The sequence below is a fragment of the Pseudosulfitobacter pseudonitzschiae genome, assembly GCF_002222635.1.
Classification (GTDB): domain Bacteria; phylum Pseudomonadota; class Alphaproteobacteria; order Rhodobacterales; family Rhodobacteraceae; genus Pseudosulfitobacter; species Pseudosulfitobacter pseudonitzschiae_A.
This window is the reverse complement of record NZ_CP022415.1, coordinates 1773375-1790204: the sequence shown is the minus strand read 5'-3', so window position 1 is coordinate 1790204 and position 16830 is coordinate 1773375. Positions and strand designations below refer to the sequence as shown.

18 protein-coding genes are annotated in these 16830 nt (G+C 61.1%); 12 read left to right on the top strand and 6 right to left on the bottom strand.

All coding sequences use genetic code 11. The features are described 5' to 3' along the window. Nucleotides 1-125: 125 nt before the first annotated feature. On the bottom strand, nucleotides 126-1304 hold the full coding sequence (locus SULPSESMR1_RS08675; RefSeq protein WP_089420456.1) for a pyridoxal phosphate-dependent aminotransferase: 1179 nt from the start codon (nucleotides 1302-1304) through the stop codon (nucleotides 126-128). Nucleotides 1305-1545: 241 nt separating this feature from the next. On the opposite strand from SULPSESMR1_RS08675, the gene cysS reads away from it, so the two are divergent. The 5 genes from cysS to SULPSESMR1_RS08650 all read left to right on the top strand — a co-directional run bounded on the left by cysS (nucleotide 1546) and on the right by SULPSESMR1_RS08650 (nucleotide 7591). Continuing rightward, nucleotides 1546-2964 carry a cysteine--tRNA ligase gene (gene cysS, locus SULPSESMR1_RS08670; RefSeq protein WP_198362879.1) on the top strand — a complete coding sequence of 473 codons (1419 nt, stop codon included), beginning with the start codon at nucleotides 1546-1548 and terminating at the stop codon, nucleotides 2962-2964. A gap of 178 nt (nucleotides 2965-3142) precedes the next feature. Further along, on the top strand, nucleotides 3143-4765 hold the full coding sequence (gene cimA / locus SULPSESMR1_RS08665) for a citramalate synthase (protein WP_089420454.1): 1623 nt from the start codon (nucleotides 3143-3145) through the stop codon (nucleotides 4763-4765). Continuing rightward, nucleotides 4746-5735 carry an alpha/beta hydrolase gene (locus SULPSESMR1_RS08660; RefSeq protein WP_089420453.1) on the top strand — a complete coding sequence of 330 codons (990 nt, stop codon included), beginning with the start codon at nucleotides 4746-4748 and terminating at the stop codon, nucleotides 5733-5735. Before cimA ends, SULPSESMR1_RS08660 begins: the two co-directional genes overlap by 20 nt. 112 nt (nucleotides 5736-5847) lie before the next feature. After that, on the top strand, nucleotides 5848-6834 hold the full coding sequence (locus SULPSESMR1_RS08655) for an alpha/beta hydrolase (RefSeq protein WP_089420452.1): 987 nt from the start codon (nucleotides 5848-5850) through the stop codon (nucleotides 6832-6834). Continuing rightward, entirely contained in the window at nucleotides 6824-7591 is a 768-nt protein-coding gene (locus SULPSESMR1_RS08650; RefSeq protein WP_089420451.1) for a squalene/phytoene synthase family protein, read from the top strand. Before SULPSESMR1_RS08655 ends, SULPSESMR1_RS08650 begins: the two co-directional genes overlap by 11 nt. Before the next feature lie 3 nt (nucleotides 7592-7594). On the opposite strand, the gene SULPSESMR1_RS08645 is transcribed toward SULPSESMR1_RS08650, so the two are convergent. Beyond that, nucleotides 7595-8869 (bottom strand): MFS transporter, encoded by a 1275-nt coding sequence (locus SULPSESMR1_RS08645; RefSeq protein WP_089422237.1) that lies wholly within the window; start codon nucleotides 8867-8869, stop codon nucleotides 7595-7597. Nucleotides 8870-9112: 243 nt separating this feature from the next. Here SULPSESMR1_RS08645 and rpiB point away from each other — a divergent pair, with 243 nt between their 5' ends. The 6 genes from rpiB (at nucleotide 9113) to SULPSESMR1_RS08615 (ending at nucleotide 13159) form a co-directional block, all read left to right on the top strand. Beyond that, nucleotides 9113-9574, top strand: coding sequence for a ribose 5-phosphate isomerase B (rpiB, locus tag SULPSESMR1_RS08640; RefSeq protein WP_089420450.1), 462 nt, complete (start codon nucleotides 9113-9115; stop codon nucleotides 9572-9574). A gap of 28 nt (nucleotides 9575-9602) precedes the next feature. Beyond that, nucleotides 9603-10343, top strand: a complete 741-nt coding sequence (locus SULPSESMR1_RS08635; protein ID WP_089420449.1) for a precorrin-6A/cobalt-precorrin-6A reductase — start codon at nucleotides 9603-9605, stop codon at nucleotides 10341-10343. Further along, nucleotides 10340-10972, top strand: a complete 633-nt coding sequence (locus SULPSESMR1_RS08630) for a DNA-3-methyladenine glycosylase family protein (protein ID WP_089420448.1) — start codon at nucleotides 10340-10342, stop codon at nucleotides 10970-10972. Before SULPSESMR1_RS08635 ends, SULPSESMR1_RS08630 begins: the two co-directional genes overlap by 4 nt. Then, nucleotides 10969-11634, top strand: coding sequence for an alpha/beta hydrolase (locus SULPSESMR1_RS08625; RefSeq protein ID WP_089420447.1), 666 nt, complete (start codon nucleotides 10969-10971; stop codon nucleotides 11632-11634). The genes SULPSESMR1_RS08630 and SULPSESMR1_RS08625 overlap by 4 nt, the downstream gene beginning before the upstream one ends. Nucleotides 11635-11725: 91 nt before the next feature. After that, the gene (locus tag SULPSESMR1_RS08620; RefSeq protein WP_157728991.1) at nucleotides 11726-12334 is read left to right on the top strand and encodes a hypothetical protein; all 609 of its coding nucleotides are present in this window, start codon (nucleotides 11726-11728) and stop codon (nucleotides 12332-12334) included. A gap of 240 nt (nucleotides 12335-12574) precedes the next feature. After that, nucleotides 12575-13159 carry an HNH endonuclease gene (locus tag SULPSESMR1_RS08615; RefSeq protein WP_089420445.1) on the top strand — a complete coding sequence of 195 codons (585 nt, stop codon included), beginning with the start codon at nucleotides 12575-12577 and terminating at the stop codon, nucleotides 13157-13159. 43 nt (nucleotides 13160-13202) lie between these two features. Here the strand turns inward: SULPSESMR1_RS08615 and SULPSESMR1_RS08610 are convergent, their stop codons facing one another. Beyond that, nucleotides 13203-14249, bottom strand: coding sequence for an ornithine cyclodeaminase (locus tag SULPSESMR1_RS08610; RefSeq protein ID WP_089420444.1), 1047 nt, complete (start codon nucleotides 14247-14249; stop codon nucleotides 13203-13205). Between the two features lie 11 nt (nucleotides 14250-14260). After that, nucleotides 14261-15184, bottom strand: coding sequence for an arginase (gene rocF, locus SULPSESMR1_RS08605; RefSeq protein WP_089420443.1), 924 nt, complete (start codon nucleotides 15182-15184; stop codon nucleotides 14261-14263). A gap of 108 nt (nucleotides 15185-15292) precedes the next feature. Between rocF and SULPSESMR1_RS08600 the strand changes: the two genes are divergently transcribed. Then, on the top strand, nucleotides 15293-15718 hold the full coding sequence (locus SULPSESMR1_RS08600; RefSeq protein WP_089420442.1) for an Lrp/AsnC family transcriptional regulator: 426 nt from the start codon (nucleotides 15293-15295) through the stop codon (nucleotides 15716-15718). Here SULPSESMR1_RS08600 and SULPSESMR1_RS08595 read toward each other — a convergent pair. After that, the gene (locus SULPSESMR1_RS08595) at nucleotides 15715-16173 is read right to left on the bottom strand and encodes a disulfide bond formation protein B (protein WP_089420441.1); all 459 of its coding nucleotides are present in this window, start codon (nucleotides 16171-16173) and stop codon (nucleotides 15715-15717) included. The genes SULPSESMR1_RS08600 and SULPSESMR1_RS08595 overlap by 4 nt on opposite strands. After that, a complete protein-coding gene (locus SULPSESMR1_RS08590; RefSeq protein ID WP_089420440.1) occupies nucleotides 16170-16748 on the bottom strand; it encodes a YqaA family protein in 579 nt (192 codons plus the stop codon). The genes SULPSESMR1_RS08595 and SULPSESMR1_RS08590 overlap by 4 nt, the downstream gene beginning before the upstream one ends. Nucleotides 16749-16830 lie beyond the last annotated feature (82 nt).

Here is a 16830-nt window from a genome sequence, read left to right as displayed (position 1 = left end):
ATTATGTCAGGTGACATTCGCAGCGGTTTTCCCCGCGTACCCCAGGGGGCTTGCCACACTGCACACCGCACCCGCCCGTCATGCTGTTGGTGTAACGGGCGGGTGCGGCGCGTATGACGACGCCCTTATTTTTTGGCCAGATCAGCCGCAAAGGCGCACAGGGTTTTCAACGCCGCGATAAAGCGGTCGTCGTCGATTGTCATCGCCACGCGGATGTGTCCCGCAGCCGCCTGACCAAAGCTTTCGCCGGGCATGACCGCAATGTGGTGTGCATCCAGCAGGGTGTTGGCAAAATCGTCGCCGCTTTGCCCCGTGGCGCGGATGTCCAGCATCAGGTACATCGCGCCCTGCGCCGGAACCAGCGTCACGGTGTTCTGGGCGGCCAGCACTTCCATCGCCTTTTCGCGACGACGGCGGAAGGGTTCTGCAACCTCTGCCTCGACCTCGGGGCCTTGGTTCAGCGCAAAGCTGGCGGCGTCCTGAATATAGCCCGGCACGCCGTAGGTTGTGTTCGTGGCCAGATTGACCAGATTGCCGATGACCTCTTCGGGGCCGACGATCCAGCCGCAGCGCGATCCGGTCATGGCGTGGGATTTCGACATAGAGCCCACGACAAGCGTGCGCTCTGCCATATCCGGAAGGGCGCGCGGGCTGATGTGCTCGCCGTCCCAGACCTGTGTGTCGTAGACCTCGTCCGAGATCAGCCAGAGGTCGTGCGCCTTGCAGACATCCGCGATGCCTTGCAGGGTGTCACGGCTGTAGACCACGCCGGTGGGATTGTTGGGCGAATTGATCAGCAGTGATGCCGCGCCCTGTTCCGCAGCCGCCGCAATGTCTTTGGCGCGGGGCTGAAAGGCGTTATCGGCCAATGCGGGCACCGATTGCGGTACAGCACCGACCGCGCGGATCGTGCCGGGGTAAGTGGCGTAATAAGGATCAACATAAAGCGCCGTGTCACCGGAATCGCAGACAGCGGTGTGGGCCGCAAACAGGGCGGCCTGACCGCCGGGGGTGATGATGACGTTGTCGCGGGTGGTGGGCACACCGGTGCGCGCCTGCACCCGTGCCGCCACTGTGTCGCGCAGGGCATTGATGCCCGGAACCATCGCGTAACCGGTGTGCCCGCCCATCGCACTGCGGTGCATCTCTTGCAGAATGGGCGCTGCGGTGCCGATGTCGTGCTCTCCGATGGTCAGTTCAGTCACGGCGACACCTTCGGCAATCATGCCGCGCGCCTTGAGGAACACGTCCCAGCCGTCCGACCCGCCGCCGTTGATATTTGTAATCCGATGCGAAAGCTTCATTTGCCGCTCCTGTCCCAGTCAATTTTCGGCCAAGGGGTCAGAGAGGTCCGGAATTGTCAACACCATCCACCTGCATCAGGGACTTGACCCCGCGCGCCGCCGTGGGTTAGCTGGCGTCATGACAAGAACCTGCATCATTATTACCTGCTGCATTATCTGCTGATCCTATCAGCGGGCCGGTTCTTTGTTTCCATGACACATCAGAATTGCTAGGCCCGCGCTAACCCCTGCGCGAGGACGCCTGATGGATATCCACCTGTATAACACCGCCACCCGCAGCAAAGAGAAGTTTGCGCCGTTGGACCCTGAAAACGTGCGTATGTATGTTTGTGGGCCGACGGTCTACGACCGCGCGCACCTGGGCAACGCGCGGCCCGTGCTGGTGTTCGATATTCTCTACCGTCTGCTGAAAACGCAGTACCCGCGTGTGACTTACGTGCGCAATTTCACCGACGTCGATGACAAGATCAACGCACGCGCCGCCGAGAGCGATCGCAGCATCGGCGAGATCACCGCCGAGACATCGCAGTGGTTTCTGGACGACATGGGCGCGATTGGCGCGTTGGAGCCCGATCACATGCCGCGCGCGACGGCCTATATCGCCGAGATGATCGAGATGATCCAAGGGCTGATCGACGGTGGTTTTGCCTATGCCAAAGAGGGCCATGTGTTGTTCCGCGTGCGTGAATACGACCGCTATGGTGCGCTGTCGGGGCGGTCGGTTGACGACATGATCGCGGGCGCAAGGGTCGAGGTGGCCCCGTACAAAGAAGATCCGATGGATTTCGTGATGTGGAAGCCGTCAGATGACAAGACGCCCGGTTGGGACAGTCCGTGGGGGCGCGGGCGTCCGGGTTGGCATATCGAATGCTCGGCCATGGCCAAGGCGCTGCTGGGCGACAGGTTCGACATTCACGGCGGCGGCAACGATCTGATGTTTCCGCACCATGAAAACGAGATCGCGCAAAGCTGCTGCGCCAATGGCACCGACCGCATGGCAAACGTGTGGATGCACAACGAGATGCTGCAGGTCGAGGGCAAGAAGATGTCCAAGAGCCTGGGCAACTTCTTTACCGTGCGGGATTTGTTAGAGCAGGGGGTTCCGGGCGAGGTGATCCGGTTCGTGATGCTGTCGACGCATTACCGCAAGCCGATGGACTGGACTGAGAAGAAGCGGGAAGAGGCGGAGGCGACGCTGCGCAAGTGGCGAGGCCTGCTCACTGGTATTGCCCCTTCGAAACCGAGCCAGCTAGTGGTCCAAGAACTCAAAAATGATCTCAACACTTCTATGGTCTTCTACCATTTGCAAAAAATGGCTGACTCTCTGAAAGAACACCGATTTTGGGCGTATCATAAAGTTAAGGATATTGTCAGAACTGCTGATGAGATTGAGGCCGAATTTGTTGCGAGTGCAAACCTTTTCGGTCTGTTGACTGCGGAGTTAGGCGAATGGGTGAGCAGCAACGAAGTTGATTTGAGTGCCTATGAAGTGGACTTTTCCGCTGTGCGTGCTGACGCTATGGCAACCAAAGACTTCTCCAAACTTGATGCAATGAAGCAGATGCTGGTTGAGGCGGGCATCGAGGTCAAGATGCGCAAGGATGGCGTTGATTTGGTGGCAGGGCCTACGTTTGATCCGTCCAAGTTGGAGGGGTTGTGATGGTGCGCTGTCTTGTCTGTTTCGCCCGGCGGTACGCCGGGCAGCCCCCGACCGCCCCCATGGGCGGGGGCTTCTCCCCCACCCGCGGTCGGGGGCTGCCCTATAATCTGAAACGCGAAGATAAAGTTGCTGCTGGGTTGTGCACAAACACCACAGCCCAACTGGTCGGGAGAGTGGTATGACCCGCGAACGCCTCTATCTCTTCGACACCACCCTGCGGGACGGGCAGCAGACCCAAGGTGTGCAATTCTCGACCGACGAGAAGATCACCATCGCCCGCGCGCTCGACAGCTTGGGTGTCGCCCATATCGAAGGCGGCTGGCCGGGGGCGAACCCCACCGACAGTGCGTTCTTTGACGCCGCGCCCCAAACCCGCGCCACCATGACCGCATTCGGCATGACCAAGCGCAACGGCATGTCCGCCGAAAACGATGATGTGCTGGCGGCGGTGCTGAACGCGAACACGCCCGCCGTCTGCCTTGTGGGCAAGACCCACGACTTTCATGTGAAGACCGCGCTGGGCATCACGCTGGACGAAAACACCGACAACATCGTCAAATCCGTCGCCCATCTGGTGGCGCAGGGCCGCGAGACGATCTTTGACGCGGAACACTTCTTTGACGGTTTCAAAGCCAATCCCGATTATGCGCTGGCGGCGATCCGAGCGGCCTATGACGCGGGCGCGCGCTGGATTGCGCTCTGCGACACCAACGGCGGCACGCTGCCTGCCGATGTGGGGCGCATTACCGCCGCGGTGATCGAAGCGGGCATTCCGGGTGATCATTTGGGTATCCACACCCACAACGATACCGAAAACGCCGTGGGCTGCGCGCTGGCCGCCGTGGACGCGGGCGCGCGGCAAATTCAGGGCACGCTGAACGGATTGGGCGAACGCTGCGGCAATGCCAACCTGACCACGTTGATCCCTATCCTGCTGCTGAAGGAACCCTATGCCAGCCGGTTTGAAACCGGCGTGCCGCAGACCGCGCTGCAGGACCTGACGCGCATCAGCCGGATGCTGGACGAAATCCTGAACCGTGTGCCGCAGAAACAGGCGGCTTTCGTGGGCGCCTCTGCCTTCGCCCACAAGGCGGGGCTGCATGCCAGTGCCATCGCCAAGGACCCGACCACCTATGAACACATTGACCCCGCTTTGGTCGGCAATATCCGCATTATCCCGATGTCGAACCAAGCGGGGCAGTCGAACCTGCGCGAACGGCTGACTGGCATGGGGCTGAGCGTTGACCGCGCAGACCCCGCGCTGGGCCGAATTCTGGACCGGATCAAGACCCGCGAGGCCGAAGGCTACAGCTATGACACCGCGCAGGCGTCGTTCGAGTTGCTGGCGCGCGAAGAGTTGGGCCAGCTGCCTGAGTTCTTCGAGGTCAAACGCTATCGCGTCACTGTCGAGCGGCGCAAAAACAAATACGATAAAATGATCAGCCTGTCCGAAGCAGTGGTTGTGGTTAAAGTCGATGGTGAAAAACTGCTGTCGGTCAGCGAAAGCATGGACGAGACCGGCAGCGACCGTGGCCCGGTCAACGCCCTGTCCAAAGCGCTGGCAAAGGATCTGGGCCGCTATTCGTCGCATCTGGAAGATCTGCGGTTGGTGGACTTCAAGGTTCGCATAACCCAAGGTGGAACCGAGGCCGTTACACGCGTCATCATTGACAGCGAAGACGGTCAGGGGCGGCGTTGGTCGACTGTTGGGGTCAGTGCCAACATAGTCGACGCGTCGTTCGAGGCGCTGTTAGACGCCATCAGGTGGAAGCTGATTCGCGATGTGGATGCTTGTCCTTGAGGTTTTTGTTGTCGGAGCGATTGCCGCGCTGTTGATTGCGCTGGCATTGGTGATGTCCCAGCGCGAGGTCACGATGCAGGGCCAAGGCGACGTGGGTGTTGATCTGGACGAGATCATGGCGCGCGACAAGGCTGAAACGCCGCCGGTCCAGCCGGTGACGATGCGCGACGGATTCAAGCTGCAATGCTACAAATACGGTGCCCCGGGGCGCGATGTGCCGTTGATCGTCATGGTTCATGCGTCTAGTTTTTACGGGGTGCAAATGCACAATCTGGCCACATCTGTGGCGAAAGATGCCTATGTGCTGGTGCCCGATCTGCGCGGACACGGGCCAAAACCGGGGCGGCGCGGCGATATCGACTATATCGGCCAGTTCGAGGATGACCTGTCGGATTTGATCAAGACCCACGCCCGTCCCGACCAAAAGGTTATGATGGTCGGCCATTCAGTCGGGGCCGGTCTGGTTGTGCGCATGGCGGGTGGTCCGCATGGGAAGCTGATCGACTACGCGGTGCTGTTGGCGCCGTTCCTCAACCACTTTGCCACCACGACGCGGCGCAAGTCTGCGGGATGGGCGCGGGTGATGATGCGGCGTATTGTGGGGCTGAAATTGTTGAACGCGGTCGGTTTTCGCGGACTGAATCATCTGACCGTGGTGCAATTCAATCTGCCACGCGAAGCGCTTGAACGGTCCGAAGGATCATCGCTTTGCACCGCCTATTCCTATCGGCTGAACCAGTCCTATATGCTGCGCGCGGATTTCCGCCGCGATATTGCCGCATTGCCCGATTTTTCGCTGCTGGTCGGCGCGCGCGATGAGGCGTTTCATGCCGAAGCCTATGCGCCATTGATGCGCGCGGTGACGGACAAGGGGCTGTATCATGTGATCCCGGGCCTTGGTCACTTGGGTCTTGTTGATGCACCGCAAACGCTCCAGATTATCCGCGACGTGATCAAAAACGTCCAATAGCAACATCCCGCCGTCTTGGTTCGGGCAAGCGGTTGCGACGACCGCCAAGCCATGAGATCAGTCCCGCGCAGGTCGTGCACCGGCAGTACAACACAAGGCAGAATATTTCGGAATGTGGTTCAGTATTATTTTGGGGATCGCCATCACCGCTGGCGTGTTGTTGGTGGTTGCACTGGGGCTGATCGCTTCTCAAAGGCCGGTCGCCTTGTCCGGGCAGAACGACGCGGGTCTTGATTTCAGCGACACTCTGGCACGGGACGTTGGCGATGTGCCCGCACCCGAGCCGGTTTTGATGCGCGACGGTTATCCGCTTCCTTGTCGCCGTTACGGCGGGCAGGGTCGTGATGTGCCGCTGGTTGTGTTGGTCCACGGGTCAGGTTGGCACGGAATGCAGTTTCACACCCTGGCCACGGCCCTGGCTGCGGACGCCAATGTGCTGGTACCCGATTTGCGCGGCCACGGTGCGGCACCGATGCGGCGCGGTGACATGGATTACGTCGGCCAGTTCGAGGATGATCTGGCCTATCTGATCGCCGGTCAGGTCGGTTCGGGGCAAAAGGTTGTTTTGGTCGGGCACTCTTCTGGCGGCGGGCTGGTGATGCGCATGGCGGGTGGCGTGCATGGCGGGCTGATAGACCGTGCAGTTTTGTTGGCCCCGTTTTTGAAACACAACGCCCCGACAACGCGCCCCAATTCCGGCGGCTGGGCGCATGTGCTGCTGCGCCGTATGATCGGTTTGACCCTGCTCAACGCGATGGGAGTGCGCGGTTTGAATCACATCGAGGTGATCCAGTTCGACATGCCCCGCGCGGTTCTGGACGGCCCGTTGGGGAACACTGCAACCACGGCCTATTCCTATCGGCTGAACCAGTCGCTTGCGCCGCGTTCGGATTTTCGCAGTGATATCGCCGCCCTGCCGCCGTTCGCCGTGGTGGTCGGGGCGCAGGACGAGGCATTTTACGCCGACGCCTATGCGCCCTTGATGCAGTCAGTTACGGACAAGGGGCAGTATCACGTCGTACCGGACGTGGGCCATCTGGGCATCGTCGATGCACCGCAAACCTTGCAACTGATCCGCGACGCGATCCATGTCCTTTGATGCGGATCTGACCGCATGCGCGGCGCTTGTGCAACGCGCTGACGCCGACCGGTTTCGTGCTGCGATGGCTGCACCCGTGGCGGCGCGTCCGGTCTTGTTCGCGCTTTATGCGTTCAACGTCGAAGTGGCCCGTGCCCCTTGGGTCACCCAAGAGGCGATGATTGCCGAAATGCGGCTGCAATGGTGGCGCGATGCGTTGGAGGAAATCGCCAAGGGCGGGATCGTGCGGCGACACGAGGTGGTCACGCCACTGGCACATGCACTGGATGCAGTTGGCGCTCGGGCGCTGGACTGTCTGGTGGCTGCGCGGCGTTGGGATATCTACCGCGATCCGTTCGAGGATACAGATCACTTCAGCGCCTATCTGGCTGACACATCAGGTGCGCTTATGTGGGCGGCGGCGCGGGCTTTGGGGGCGGAACCCGCCGCCGAAATGCCGGTGCGTGCATTCGGGGCGGCTACGGGGCTGGCGCGGTTTTTGCAAGCGGTGCCCGAGCTTGAGGCGCAAAAGCGCGTGCCATTGGTGGATGGCCGCGCCGAAGCGATTGCCGATCTGTGCAACGCCGCGTTGAAGTCCATGCCGACCCGTGCGGCCCTGCGCCGTGCAGCGGGTCCGGCAGGTCAGCCTGCTCTGATCGAAGGGTTTCTGACGCAAGCCTTGCTGCAGCAGGCGGCCCGCGATCCGGGCCGCGTGGGGGCAGGGGCCTTGCATGTCAATCCGGTGCGGCAGTCGCTGTTGCTTTGGCGCTGGTCCTGAACGTCAGGCGATCGCATCCTTGGGGCGCAGCATCAGCCAGATGAGCGACCCACCCGCCAGCACCAGAAACGGCACCATCGCGATATTGACCGCAGCCCAGCCATCGGCCGGATTGCCACCCGAACAGTTCATCAAACCGCCCGAGGCCAGCGACGCCACCGTCACGCCACCAAACACCAGAAGGTCGTTCAGGCCCTGCATCCGCCCGCGTTCATGCGGCAGATGCGCCCCCGACAGCATCGTGGTCGCGCCGATAAAGCCAAAGTTCCAGCCCAGTCCCAGCAGGACGAGCGCGATAAAGAAGTTGGACAGGCTGACACCCGACAGCGCCACGATGCCCGCAGCACCCAGAATGGCAATACCCAGCCCCACGATCTTCTCCACGCCAAAGCGGTTGATCAGATGGCCGGTAAAGAACGACGGCGCAAACATCGCCAGAACATGGGCGGTGACCACATTCGACGCCAGATTGATGAACGTCGAACGCTGCTCGGTGGCGCTCAGCCCGCTCATGTCGGTTCCGGGCAGCAGATCGCCTGACAGCCCGCACCCCACCACCGCCAGCGGTGTCGACGTCATTACAAGGTTCATCAGCGCATAGGACACCGTGGCGCAAATGACTGCCACAGCAATGCGTGGCGTTTTCAGCAACTCCATCCGGCTGCGGCCCTTGGGTGCGTCCAGTTCGGGCACGGGGGGCTTGGGGATGTCGATGAACAAAAACAGCAGCGATCCGACCACGTTGACAGCGATGACCGCCAGATAGGTGCCCAGAAAGGGAATCACATAGGCATCTGCCGTCAGTTTGACCACCTGTGGGCCAATCACAGCAGAGACTAGACCACCAGCCATCACATAGGAAATCGCCTTGGGCCGGAATTCATCCGACGCGGTGTCGGCTGCGGCAAAGCGGTAAAAACCTTGGGCCGACATATAGATACCTGTCAGAAAACTGCCCGCCAGAAAGATCGGGAACGATCCCAGATAGAGACCGTAGGCCCCCACAATCCCGCCCACGGCCCCGCCGGTGGCCCCCACAAAGAAGCCCGCGCGGCGGCCAAAGCGTTGCATGATCGCAGAAACCGGCGTCGCTGCCAGCATCGAGCCCAGCACGATCAACGAGATCGGCAAGGTGGCGAAACAGATGTTGGACGCCAGCGATTGCCCCGCCAGCCCCGCCACCACAAAAATCATTGGCATCTGGCTGCCCAGAAGCGCTTGGGCGCAGACCAGAACGGCCACATTACGCTTGGCCCGGCTGTCTTTTGTATTTGTCATTTCGAAATGCGTAAACCTGAACGCGAAGGTCGGCAAGCGCTGGATTGCGAATTTTGGTGGCGGGTTTGTAGGCACTGCGGCGCTGCGCAAAATCACGTTGCGTCACAGAGTGGCAATTCGACGGCTGCATGCCGCAATCGCCCATGCTATAGACCGCCCACCAGAAAAATGAACGTAACAAAAGTCAGTTGATCCAGTGCGCACCAATGCGTCGGATCGCCTTGGGACTCGGGACATACTGCCATGACAGACACCAAACGCATCGTTCTCTCTAGCGACCACGCCGCGATTGATCTGCGCCAGACCATCGCCGCACATATCGCCAAGCTTGGTTGGGAGGTGGTCGACATCGGCCCGACCACGCCCGAGAGCACACACTACCCCAAACACGGTAAGGCCGCAGCCGGGCGCGTCGCCTCGGGCGATTGCCGCTTTGGCATCATCCTGTGCGGCACCGGTCAGGGAATCATGATGGCGGCAAACAAGGTGGCCGGTATCCGCTGCGGCGTGTGTTCCGACACGTTTTCGGCCCGCATGATCCGTCAGCACAACGACGCGAATATGCTGTCGCTGGGCGTGCGCGTGCTGGGCGAGGGGCTGGCGCTGGACATTGTTGACGCCTTCCTGACTGCCGAGTTCGAGGGCGGCCGCCATGCAACCCGGGTGGAAATGATCGAAGCACCCGAAGTTGCGCTGACGGCATAAGGCAATCGAAGCCTGCAAGGGGCGAGGCATGGAAGACACCGCGCGTCATGCGCAGATTCTGATGCTGGGGGGCGCGGGCGAGGCACCTGCGGTGCTGGCTTTGCTGCGCGGGCGCGGAGATCCGCGGGTCCGCATCATCTGGGACGGACCGCCCCCGATGGGTGCGCCATCGGAACTGGACGGTGTTACGCCGGACAGAAATGGTATTGCGCAGGCGCTTCGTGACGGGGGCTTTACCCATCTGCTGGACGTAACCCACGGGTTCGCTGGACAGATCAGCGCCGATGCCGCAGGGGCCTGTGCGGATGCGGGGGCCGCATATGCCGTTCTGCGCCGCCCCGCGTGGACAGCGCAGGCGGGGGATCGCTGGACCGATGTCGCCGATATGGCTGCGGCGAGTGCGGCGATCGCCCCCTTTGCCCGTGTCTTTACCAACGTGGGACGGGCGCTGTTGCCCGGTCTGGCAGGCTTTCGCGGTCAGCTTTTTGTGCGCCAGACCACGCAGCACGATGCAGCGCCAGTATCCGCCAACATGCACTATATTTTCGGTAGCCCGCCGTTCACTCACGACAATGAAGTGGCGTTGCTGCGCGATCTGGGCGTCGATGCGGTCCTGTTTCGTAACACCGGTGGGGCCGCATCGGACACCAAGGTGACGGCGGCGCGCACGCTAGGGTTGGGCATCGTGATGCTTGCACGGCCCGCAGCCCCCGCAGGAACACATTTGCCCGATGTGCAGGCCGTCGCCCGATGGGCCGACACGCTATGAGTGTCGGGCGCATCATCGAAACCGACGCCGATGTGGCCGAGGGCGCGGCGTGGCTGGCCAATGCGGATCCGCGCATGGCCCACGCCCTGGCGCAGACCGGCCCGCTGCCCCTGCGCCGCCGCGCGGACGGTTTTGCGCAACTGTTGTCTGCCATCATCAGCCAACAGGTCAGCACCGCATCTGCCGCCGCGATCTGGGCGCGGATGCAGCAGGCGGGGCTGACAACCGAACCCGCCGTGCGCGCCGCAGGTGACGAAGGCCTGCGCGCCGTGGGCCTCAGTCGTCAGAAAATCGCTTATGCCCAAGCGTTGGCCGCCGCCGACATCGACTATGCCGCCCTGCGCCACGCCCCCGATGCCGATGTCATTGCCACGTTGGTCGGGATTAAGGGCATCGGCGTATGGACCGCCGAGATTTACGCTATGTTCAGCCTTGGTCGCGCCGATGTCTTCGCTCCCGGCGATCTAGCCCTGCAAGAGGCGGCGCGGGTGCTTTATAATCTGCCCGACCGACCCACGCCAATGGTATTGCGCATGATGTCAAAAGAATGGTCCCCGTGGCGGTCGGTTGCGGCGCGCTGTCTCTTTGCGTACTACCGGATTGCAAAAGGCAGGGAAGGGATCACATGACACGCGTACTTCAATCGCAACGCCGCGAACCAACATCGGGCGAGGTCCGTTCGGCCGTCGTGTTTCTGCACGGCTATGGCGCCAACGGGGCCGACCTTTTGGGGTTGGCCGATCCGTTGTCGGAGCACCTGCCTGACACGCTGTTCGTGTCGCCCGATGCCCCCGAGCGTATCGACGGGATGCCCGGTGCCTTTCAGTGGTTTCCGATTCCGTGGATTGATGGCTCAAGCGAGGAAGAGGCCGAACGCGGGATGCGCGCGGCGGTCGAGGATCTGAACGCCTATCTTGATGCGTTGATGGTCGACGAGGATCTGATGCCCGAGCAGGTTGCGCTGTTCGGCTTCAGTCAGGGTACGATGATGGCACTGCACGTTGCCCCGCGCCGCGAGGACGCGCTGGCCGGTGTCGTGGCGTTTTCAGGCCGTTTGCTCAACCCCGAAGTTCTGACGGACGAGGCTGTCTCGCGCCCTCCGATCCTGTTGGTGCATGGCGATCAGGATGATGTGGTGCCGCCGCAGTCGTTGCCGCAGGCTGCCGAAGCCTTGCAAGAAGCGGGCTGGAAAGACGTTTTCGCCCATGTAATGAAAGGCACCGCCCACGGTATCGCGCCGGACGGGCTGAGCATTTCACTGGCGTTTTTGCGCGACAAACTTGGATTTTAAGGCCGATTAGAGCCGCAACCCTATTTTTCAACAAATTTTTGTGCCTCACTTGTCATATTCGTAAAAGAACAATGGCAAGCGGGGACAGCAGATGTTGAAAAAACAGGTAAAATCCGCCTTAGCTCAGGCGGTTATGGGGGGGGCGGTTCTTCTGGGGGCGCAGCTCTATGCACCTCTGGCAATGGCTAAACGCAGCAGCGACAGTTTTGTTCCGTCGATCACGCTGGAAAAAGAGCTTGGGCGTAAATTCATTATGCGGATGGCCGGTATGCCCAAAGATGTGGGCGAGGCGATCTGGCAGGTGGACGCCACCGACCAGGCGCTGAACCGTCACCAAGAGGTGACGGGTCTGTCGGGCGCCGATGTCTGGGTGGTAGGGTTGCAGGACTGGCAGCAAACCGACTGGCTGAAAGACAGCCCTTGGCACACCTTGTTTGCCGAGCGGCTGAATGGCACCGCCGATACGACGGTGTTCCGGTCGTTCCAGTGGCGCGTGCGCCCCGGCCAGCACGTCGATGTGCATTTCGTGAACCTGTCGCAGACCCAGGACATGCCGGCACTGTGTCTGGCGTTGGCGGTCTATGACCTTAGCCGCGAGGCCATGCCCGCGCTGCGCGTGAACGGCAAGGCCACCCGATCAGCCCGCGCGCGCAATTGTATGCGCGAGGGATGGCGCAACATGCCCGTGGCCAGCAACTGACACTGATTCGACACGATGAAAGTTGAACGGGCACTCTGAACGCTGGCAGCGGTGCCCGATTTTGTAACGGGGGTGTGAAATTTTGCCGCCATTCGTGCTTGGAACATGTAGTGGGAAAAACCGGACTTGTCAGAAACTTGCCACGAGATATAGTTAACGTCATCAGGCGTGAGCATAGGCTCTGACCCGATGCTGCCAGTGCGGTTCGGGTGTCAAATCGGGCGAGGGTGATTGCACGAAATGGACGGCGATTTCAGAACGGAATTCACGCGCGCACCGGGCGCGTTGAAACAGCATCCGGCATTGGTGCTGAATGCGGATTACAGGCCTCTCAGTTACTATCCTTTGTCGCTGTGGCCATGGCAGGAAGCGGTCAAGGCGGCGTGGCTGGATCGGGTCGACATCGTCGCGGAATACGACGAAGTGGTCCGAAGCCCCAGTACGGTGTTCAGGATACCGTCTGTTGTTGTCCTGAAAGATTATGTCAAACCTCAAAAGCGCGTGGCCTTCACGCGCTTTAATTTATTTCTGAGGGACGAATTCCGCTGCCAGTACTGCGGGGCCAAGGGCGATCTGACATTCGACCACGTGGTGCCACGCGCCAGCGGCGGCGTGACCAGCTGGCAGAACGTGGTGGCGGCGTGCAGCCCGTGTAACCTGAAAAAGGGGTCCAAGGCCCTGCACCGCACGGGCATGGCCCTGCGCAAACCGCCGCGCCAGCCCGCCGCAGAAGAACTGCGCAATATGGGCCGTAAGTTTCCGCCCAACCACTTGCACGAAGCGTGGATGGACTTTTTGTATTGGGACGCCGAGCTGGAGGCGTAGATCGGACGCCGCCCGATGGTGCTGTCGTTTCGGACCGGCGACCCTAGCCGTTCGAGCGTTGCAGCATCCCGAACAGGTCGCGCGGATCATCGGGGTCGGCCAGCAGGTCCAACGGGTGAAAATATGCCGTCCCCTCGATCCGGTCGCGGACATAGCGCAGCGCGCTGAAATCTTCGGTGGCAAAGCCCACGCTGTCAAACAGGGTGATCTGCGATTGCGATGTGCGCCCCGGTTTGGCACCGCTCAGCACTTCCCAGAATTCGGTCACGGGATGATCCGCGTCCAGTTGCTGAATCTCGCCTTCCACACGGGTTTGCGGCGGGAATTCTACAAAGATGTCCGACCGTTTCAGGATGGCTGGCGCCAGTTCCGTCTTGCCGGGGCAATCGCCGCCGATGGCGTTGATGTGTACACCCGCGCCGACCATATTGTCGGTCAGGATGGTCGCATATTGCTTGTCAGCGGTGCAAGTGGTCAGAATATGCGCGCCCTCGATGGCCTCTTGCGCGCTGGCGCATGACACAACCGTCAGCCCGCTGCCCGCCAGATTGGCCGCACATTTTGCCGTGGCCTTGGGGTCGGTATCAAACAGACGCACTGTATCAATGCCCACGATGGCCTTCATCGCGATGCTTTGAAATTCGGACTGCGCCCCGTTGCCGATCATCGCCATTGTCGTGGCCCCCTTGGGTGCCAGCGTTCGCGCCACCAAGGCCGATGTGGCCGCCGTGCGCATTGCCGTCAGCATCGTCATTTCGGACAGCAGCACGGGATAGCCGGTAGCCACATCGGCCAGCAGGCCAAAGGCGGTGACCGTCTGCAACCCGTCTGCTGTGTTTTTAGGGTGGCCGTTGACGTATTTGAACCCGTAAACCTCGCCGTCCGATGTCGGCATCAGTTCGATCACTCCCTCGGGCGAATGGGATGCCACGCGGGGCGATTTGTCGAACAACTCCCAACGGCGAAAGTCGGCTTCGATATAATCGGCGAGCCCCTTCAGTGCCTCCTCGATGCCGATGTGGTGGATCAGCTGCATCATGTGGTCGACGGATACGAAGGGCACAAGAGCCTTGTCGGATGGGGTCAGCATGTGGGGTTTCCTTAGCTAAATGCGCGTGTGGGGCGGTCAAAGATGCGGCGGCCGAGGGCGGATGCGGTCAGTTCGACCATCAGTTGCGCGGTGCGGCCACGCTCATCCAGAAACGGGTTCAACTCGACCAGATCAAGCGAGGTCATCAGTCCGCTGTCGTGCAGCATTTCCATCACCAGATGCGCCTCGCGGACCGTCGCACCGCCCGGAACGGTGGTGCCGACGGCGGGCGCAAAAGAGGGATCAAGAAAGTCGACGTCCAGCGACACATGCAGATGGCCGTCTGCCGCACGCACCTTGTCCAGAAATGTATTCAGCGGCCCCGCAATGCCGTGTTCGTCAATCGCCCGCATGTCGATATAGGTGACATCGGTGCCTTCCAGTGCCGCACGCTCTGCCGGATCGACCGAGCGCAGGCCCAGCATGCAGATGTTGTCATGCGGCACAGGGTGTTCGACCGCAGGAAAGCCGTCAAAGCCGTCGCGGCCCGCAATATACCCCATCGGCGTGCCGTGCAGATTGCCGGAATCGGTGGTTTGCGGGGTGTGGTAATCGGTGTGCGCGTCTAGCCACAACACGAACAATGGCTTGTCCGAAGCCGCGGCGTGGCGGGTCGCGCCCAGCAGGGTACCAAGCGCCAGCGCATGATCGCCACCCATGAAGATCGGAAAGCCGTCCTTGAGTGCCGCCACACAGGCGTCGGCAAGGCTTTCGGTCCATGCGATGGTTTCGGCCAGTTTATACAGGCGGTCGTGGGCGATCGGGTCAACGGGGGCAGGGGAGACATTGCCACGGTCCTGCACCTTGTGGCCCAGCGATTGCAGCGCACCGGCCAGATCGGCGGTGCGATAGGCGTCGGGGCCCATCAGGCAACCGGCGCGGCGTTTGCCACAGTCCATCGGTGCCCCGATCAGAATACAGTTTTGAGTGGTCATTGCGGCTCTCCTGTCTGGCGTTTCTTATAGATACTGCGCGAAACGGGTTATCGACAAGCGACCAAATTGATCGTATCGGTTGTCAATTCATCGAAACGGAACCTATTTATGGACGATATGGACAACCGCCTGATCGCAGCGCTGCGCCACGATGCACGTGCGTCTCTGTCGGATCTGGCCGCAGACCTTGGCGTGACACGCACTACCGTGCGCGGGCGCATCGAAAAGCTGCAGGCGCGGGGCGATATTCTGGGGTTCTCTGTGGTTCTGCGCGAGGACGCACTTCAAGATCCGGTGCGCGGGCTGATGATGATCGGCATCGAGGGGCGCGGCACCGAGCGGATCATCCGTCAGCTTCAAGGCATGAGTGCCGTGCGCCACATCCATTCCACCAACGGACGCTGGGATGTAATCGTGGAAATCGGCACCGGGACGCTGGAAAGTTTTGACAGGGTGCTGTTCGACATTCGCCGTCTGGACGGGGTCGTGGCCTCGGAAACGTCGTTGCTGCTGTCGACGCGAAAATCGTCTTAGGGGCGGCGCAGCGCCATCAGCCAGCAGGCAACCAGCACGAAAGAAATAACCGCGTTCCAACCGGCCATCGACAGACCGGCCAGTTGCCACACGATGTCGTCGCAACGGGTCAGCGGCGCGCTCATGATCTGGTCGAACAGGGCATCGGTATTCATTCCCGTGATGTCACTCGAGGTGCAGGTGGTCGGACCCTGCCACCATTTCCATTCGACACCCGCGTGATAGACGCCAAAGACCCCTGTAACGGCAGCACTGGCAGCGCCCAGTATGATCAGCAAACGGTTCGGCATCCACAGCGCAATCGCACCGATCACCACGGCGATCACATGCGGATAGCGTTGCCAATAGCACAGCTTGCACGGATGAAACCCGCCCAGATACTGAAACCCCAGCGCGCCCAACATCAGCGCTGCCGACCCAAGCGTTGCGATCATGATCCAGTGGCGTTGTGTCATAGATACCTCGTGGCAGCGAACCCGCCGATCAAAAGCAGAAGACACACCGTAAAGACAAGACCCAACCGCCGCTCGATGAAATCACGAATTGGTGCGCCAAACCCCCAAAGCAGTCCGGCCACCACAAAGAACCGTATACCGCGCGCCAGAATGGAGGTGACGATAAAGGTTCCCAGCGGCATGCCGGTCCAGCCGGACATGATCGTGATGACCTTGAACGGAAAGGGGGTGATGCCCGCCCCCAGAACCGCCCAAAAGCCCAGATCGTTGAACCGTGTGCTGAACTCCGCCATCGCATCGGCCTTGCCCAGCATTGCAAGAATCGGTTGGCCCAATGTTTCGAAGGCAAGCGCACCGATCGCATAGCCCAGTACTCCGCCCAGAACCGACGCCACCAGCGCCACCGTCGCAATTAGCCACGCCCGCGAGGGGCGGGCGATGATCATCGGGATCATCAGCACATCGGGCGGGATCGGAAAGACAGAGCTTTCGATAAAGGCGATGACCGCAAGCAGCCAAAGTGCATTGGGGTGATCTGCCATGCGCAGCACCCAGTCGTATAAATTGCGTATCACCTGTCGCCCTCTTTGCGGGTGGTTTGTCGTGCAAGACCATGCAGGTTATTTCCCGTCAAGACTATGAGAAGCGGCGCATCGG

Bases quoted from the DNA above. Each gene is read 5' to 3' on its own strand.
- SULPSESMR1_RS08675 (WP_089420456.1), bottom strand. From the start codon at position 1,304: ATGAAGCTTTCGCATCGGATTACAAATATCAACGGCGGCGGGTCGGAC.
- cimA (WP_089420454.1), top strand. From the start codon at position 3,143: ATGACCCGCGAACGCCTCTATCTCTTCGACACCACCCTGCGGGACGGG.
- SULPSESMR1_RS08660 (WP_089420453.1), top strand. From the start codon at position 4,746: ATGTGGATGCTTGTCCTTGAGGTTTTTGTTGTCGGAGCGATTGCCGCG.
- SULPSESMR1_RS08655 (WP_089420452.1), top strand. From the start codon at position 5,848: ATGTGGTTCAGTATTATTTTGGGGATCGCCATCACCGCTGGCGTGTTG.
- SULPSESMR1_RS08650 (WP_089420451.1), top strand. From the start codon at position 6,824: ATGTCCTTTGATGCGGATCTGACCGCATGCGCGGCGCTTGTGCAACGC.
- SULPSESMR1_RS08645 (WP_089422237.1), bottom strand. From the start codon at position 8,869: ATGACAAATACAAAAGACAGCCGGGCCAAGCGTAATGTGGCCGTTCTG.
- rpiB (WP_089420450.1), top strand. From the start codon at position 9,113: ATGACAGACACCAAACGCATCGTTCTCTCTAGCGACCACGCCGCGATT.
- SULPSESMR1_RS08635 (WP_089420449.1), top strand. From the start codon at position 9,603: ATGGAAGACACCGCGCGTCATGCGCAGATTCTGATGCTGGGGGGCGCG.
- SULPSESMR1_RS08630 (WP_089420448.1), top strand. From the start codon at position 10,340: ATGAGTGTCGGGCGCATCATCGAAACCGACGCCGATGTGGCCGAGGGC.
- SULPSESMR1_RS08625 (WP_089420447.1), top strand. From the start codon at position 10,969: ATGACACGCGTACTTCAATCGCAACGCCGCGAACCAACATCGGGCGAG.
- SULPSESMR1_RS08620 (WP_157728991.1), top strand. From the start codon at position 11,726: ATGTTGAAAAAACAGGTAAAATCCGCCTTAGCTCAGGCGGTTATGGGG.
- SULPSESMR1_RS08615 (WP_089420445.1), top strand. From the start codon at position 12,575: ATGGACGGCGATTTCAGAACGGAATTCACGCGCGCACCGGGCGCGTTG.
- SULPSESMR1_RS08610 (WP_089420444.1), bottom strand. From the start codon at position 14,249: ATGCTGACCCCATCCGACAAGGCTCTTGTGCCCTTCGTATCCGTCGAC.
- rocF (WP_089420443.1), bottom strand. From the start codon at position 15,184: ATGACCACTCAAAACTGTATTCTGATCGGGGCACCGATGGACTGTGGC.
- SULPSESMR1_RS08600 (WP_089420442.1), top strand. From the start codon at position 15,293: ATGGACGATATGGACAACCGCCTGATCGCAGCGCTGCGCCACGATGCA.
- SULPSESMR1_RS08595 (WP_089420441.1), bottom strand. From the start codon at position 16,173: ATGACACAACGCCACTGGATCATGATCGCAACGCTTGGGTCGGCAGCG.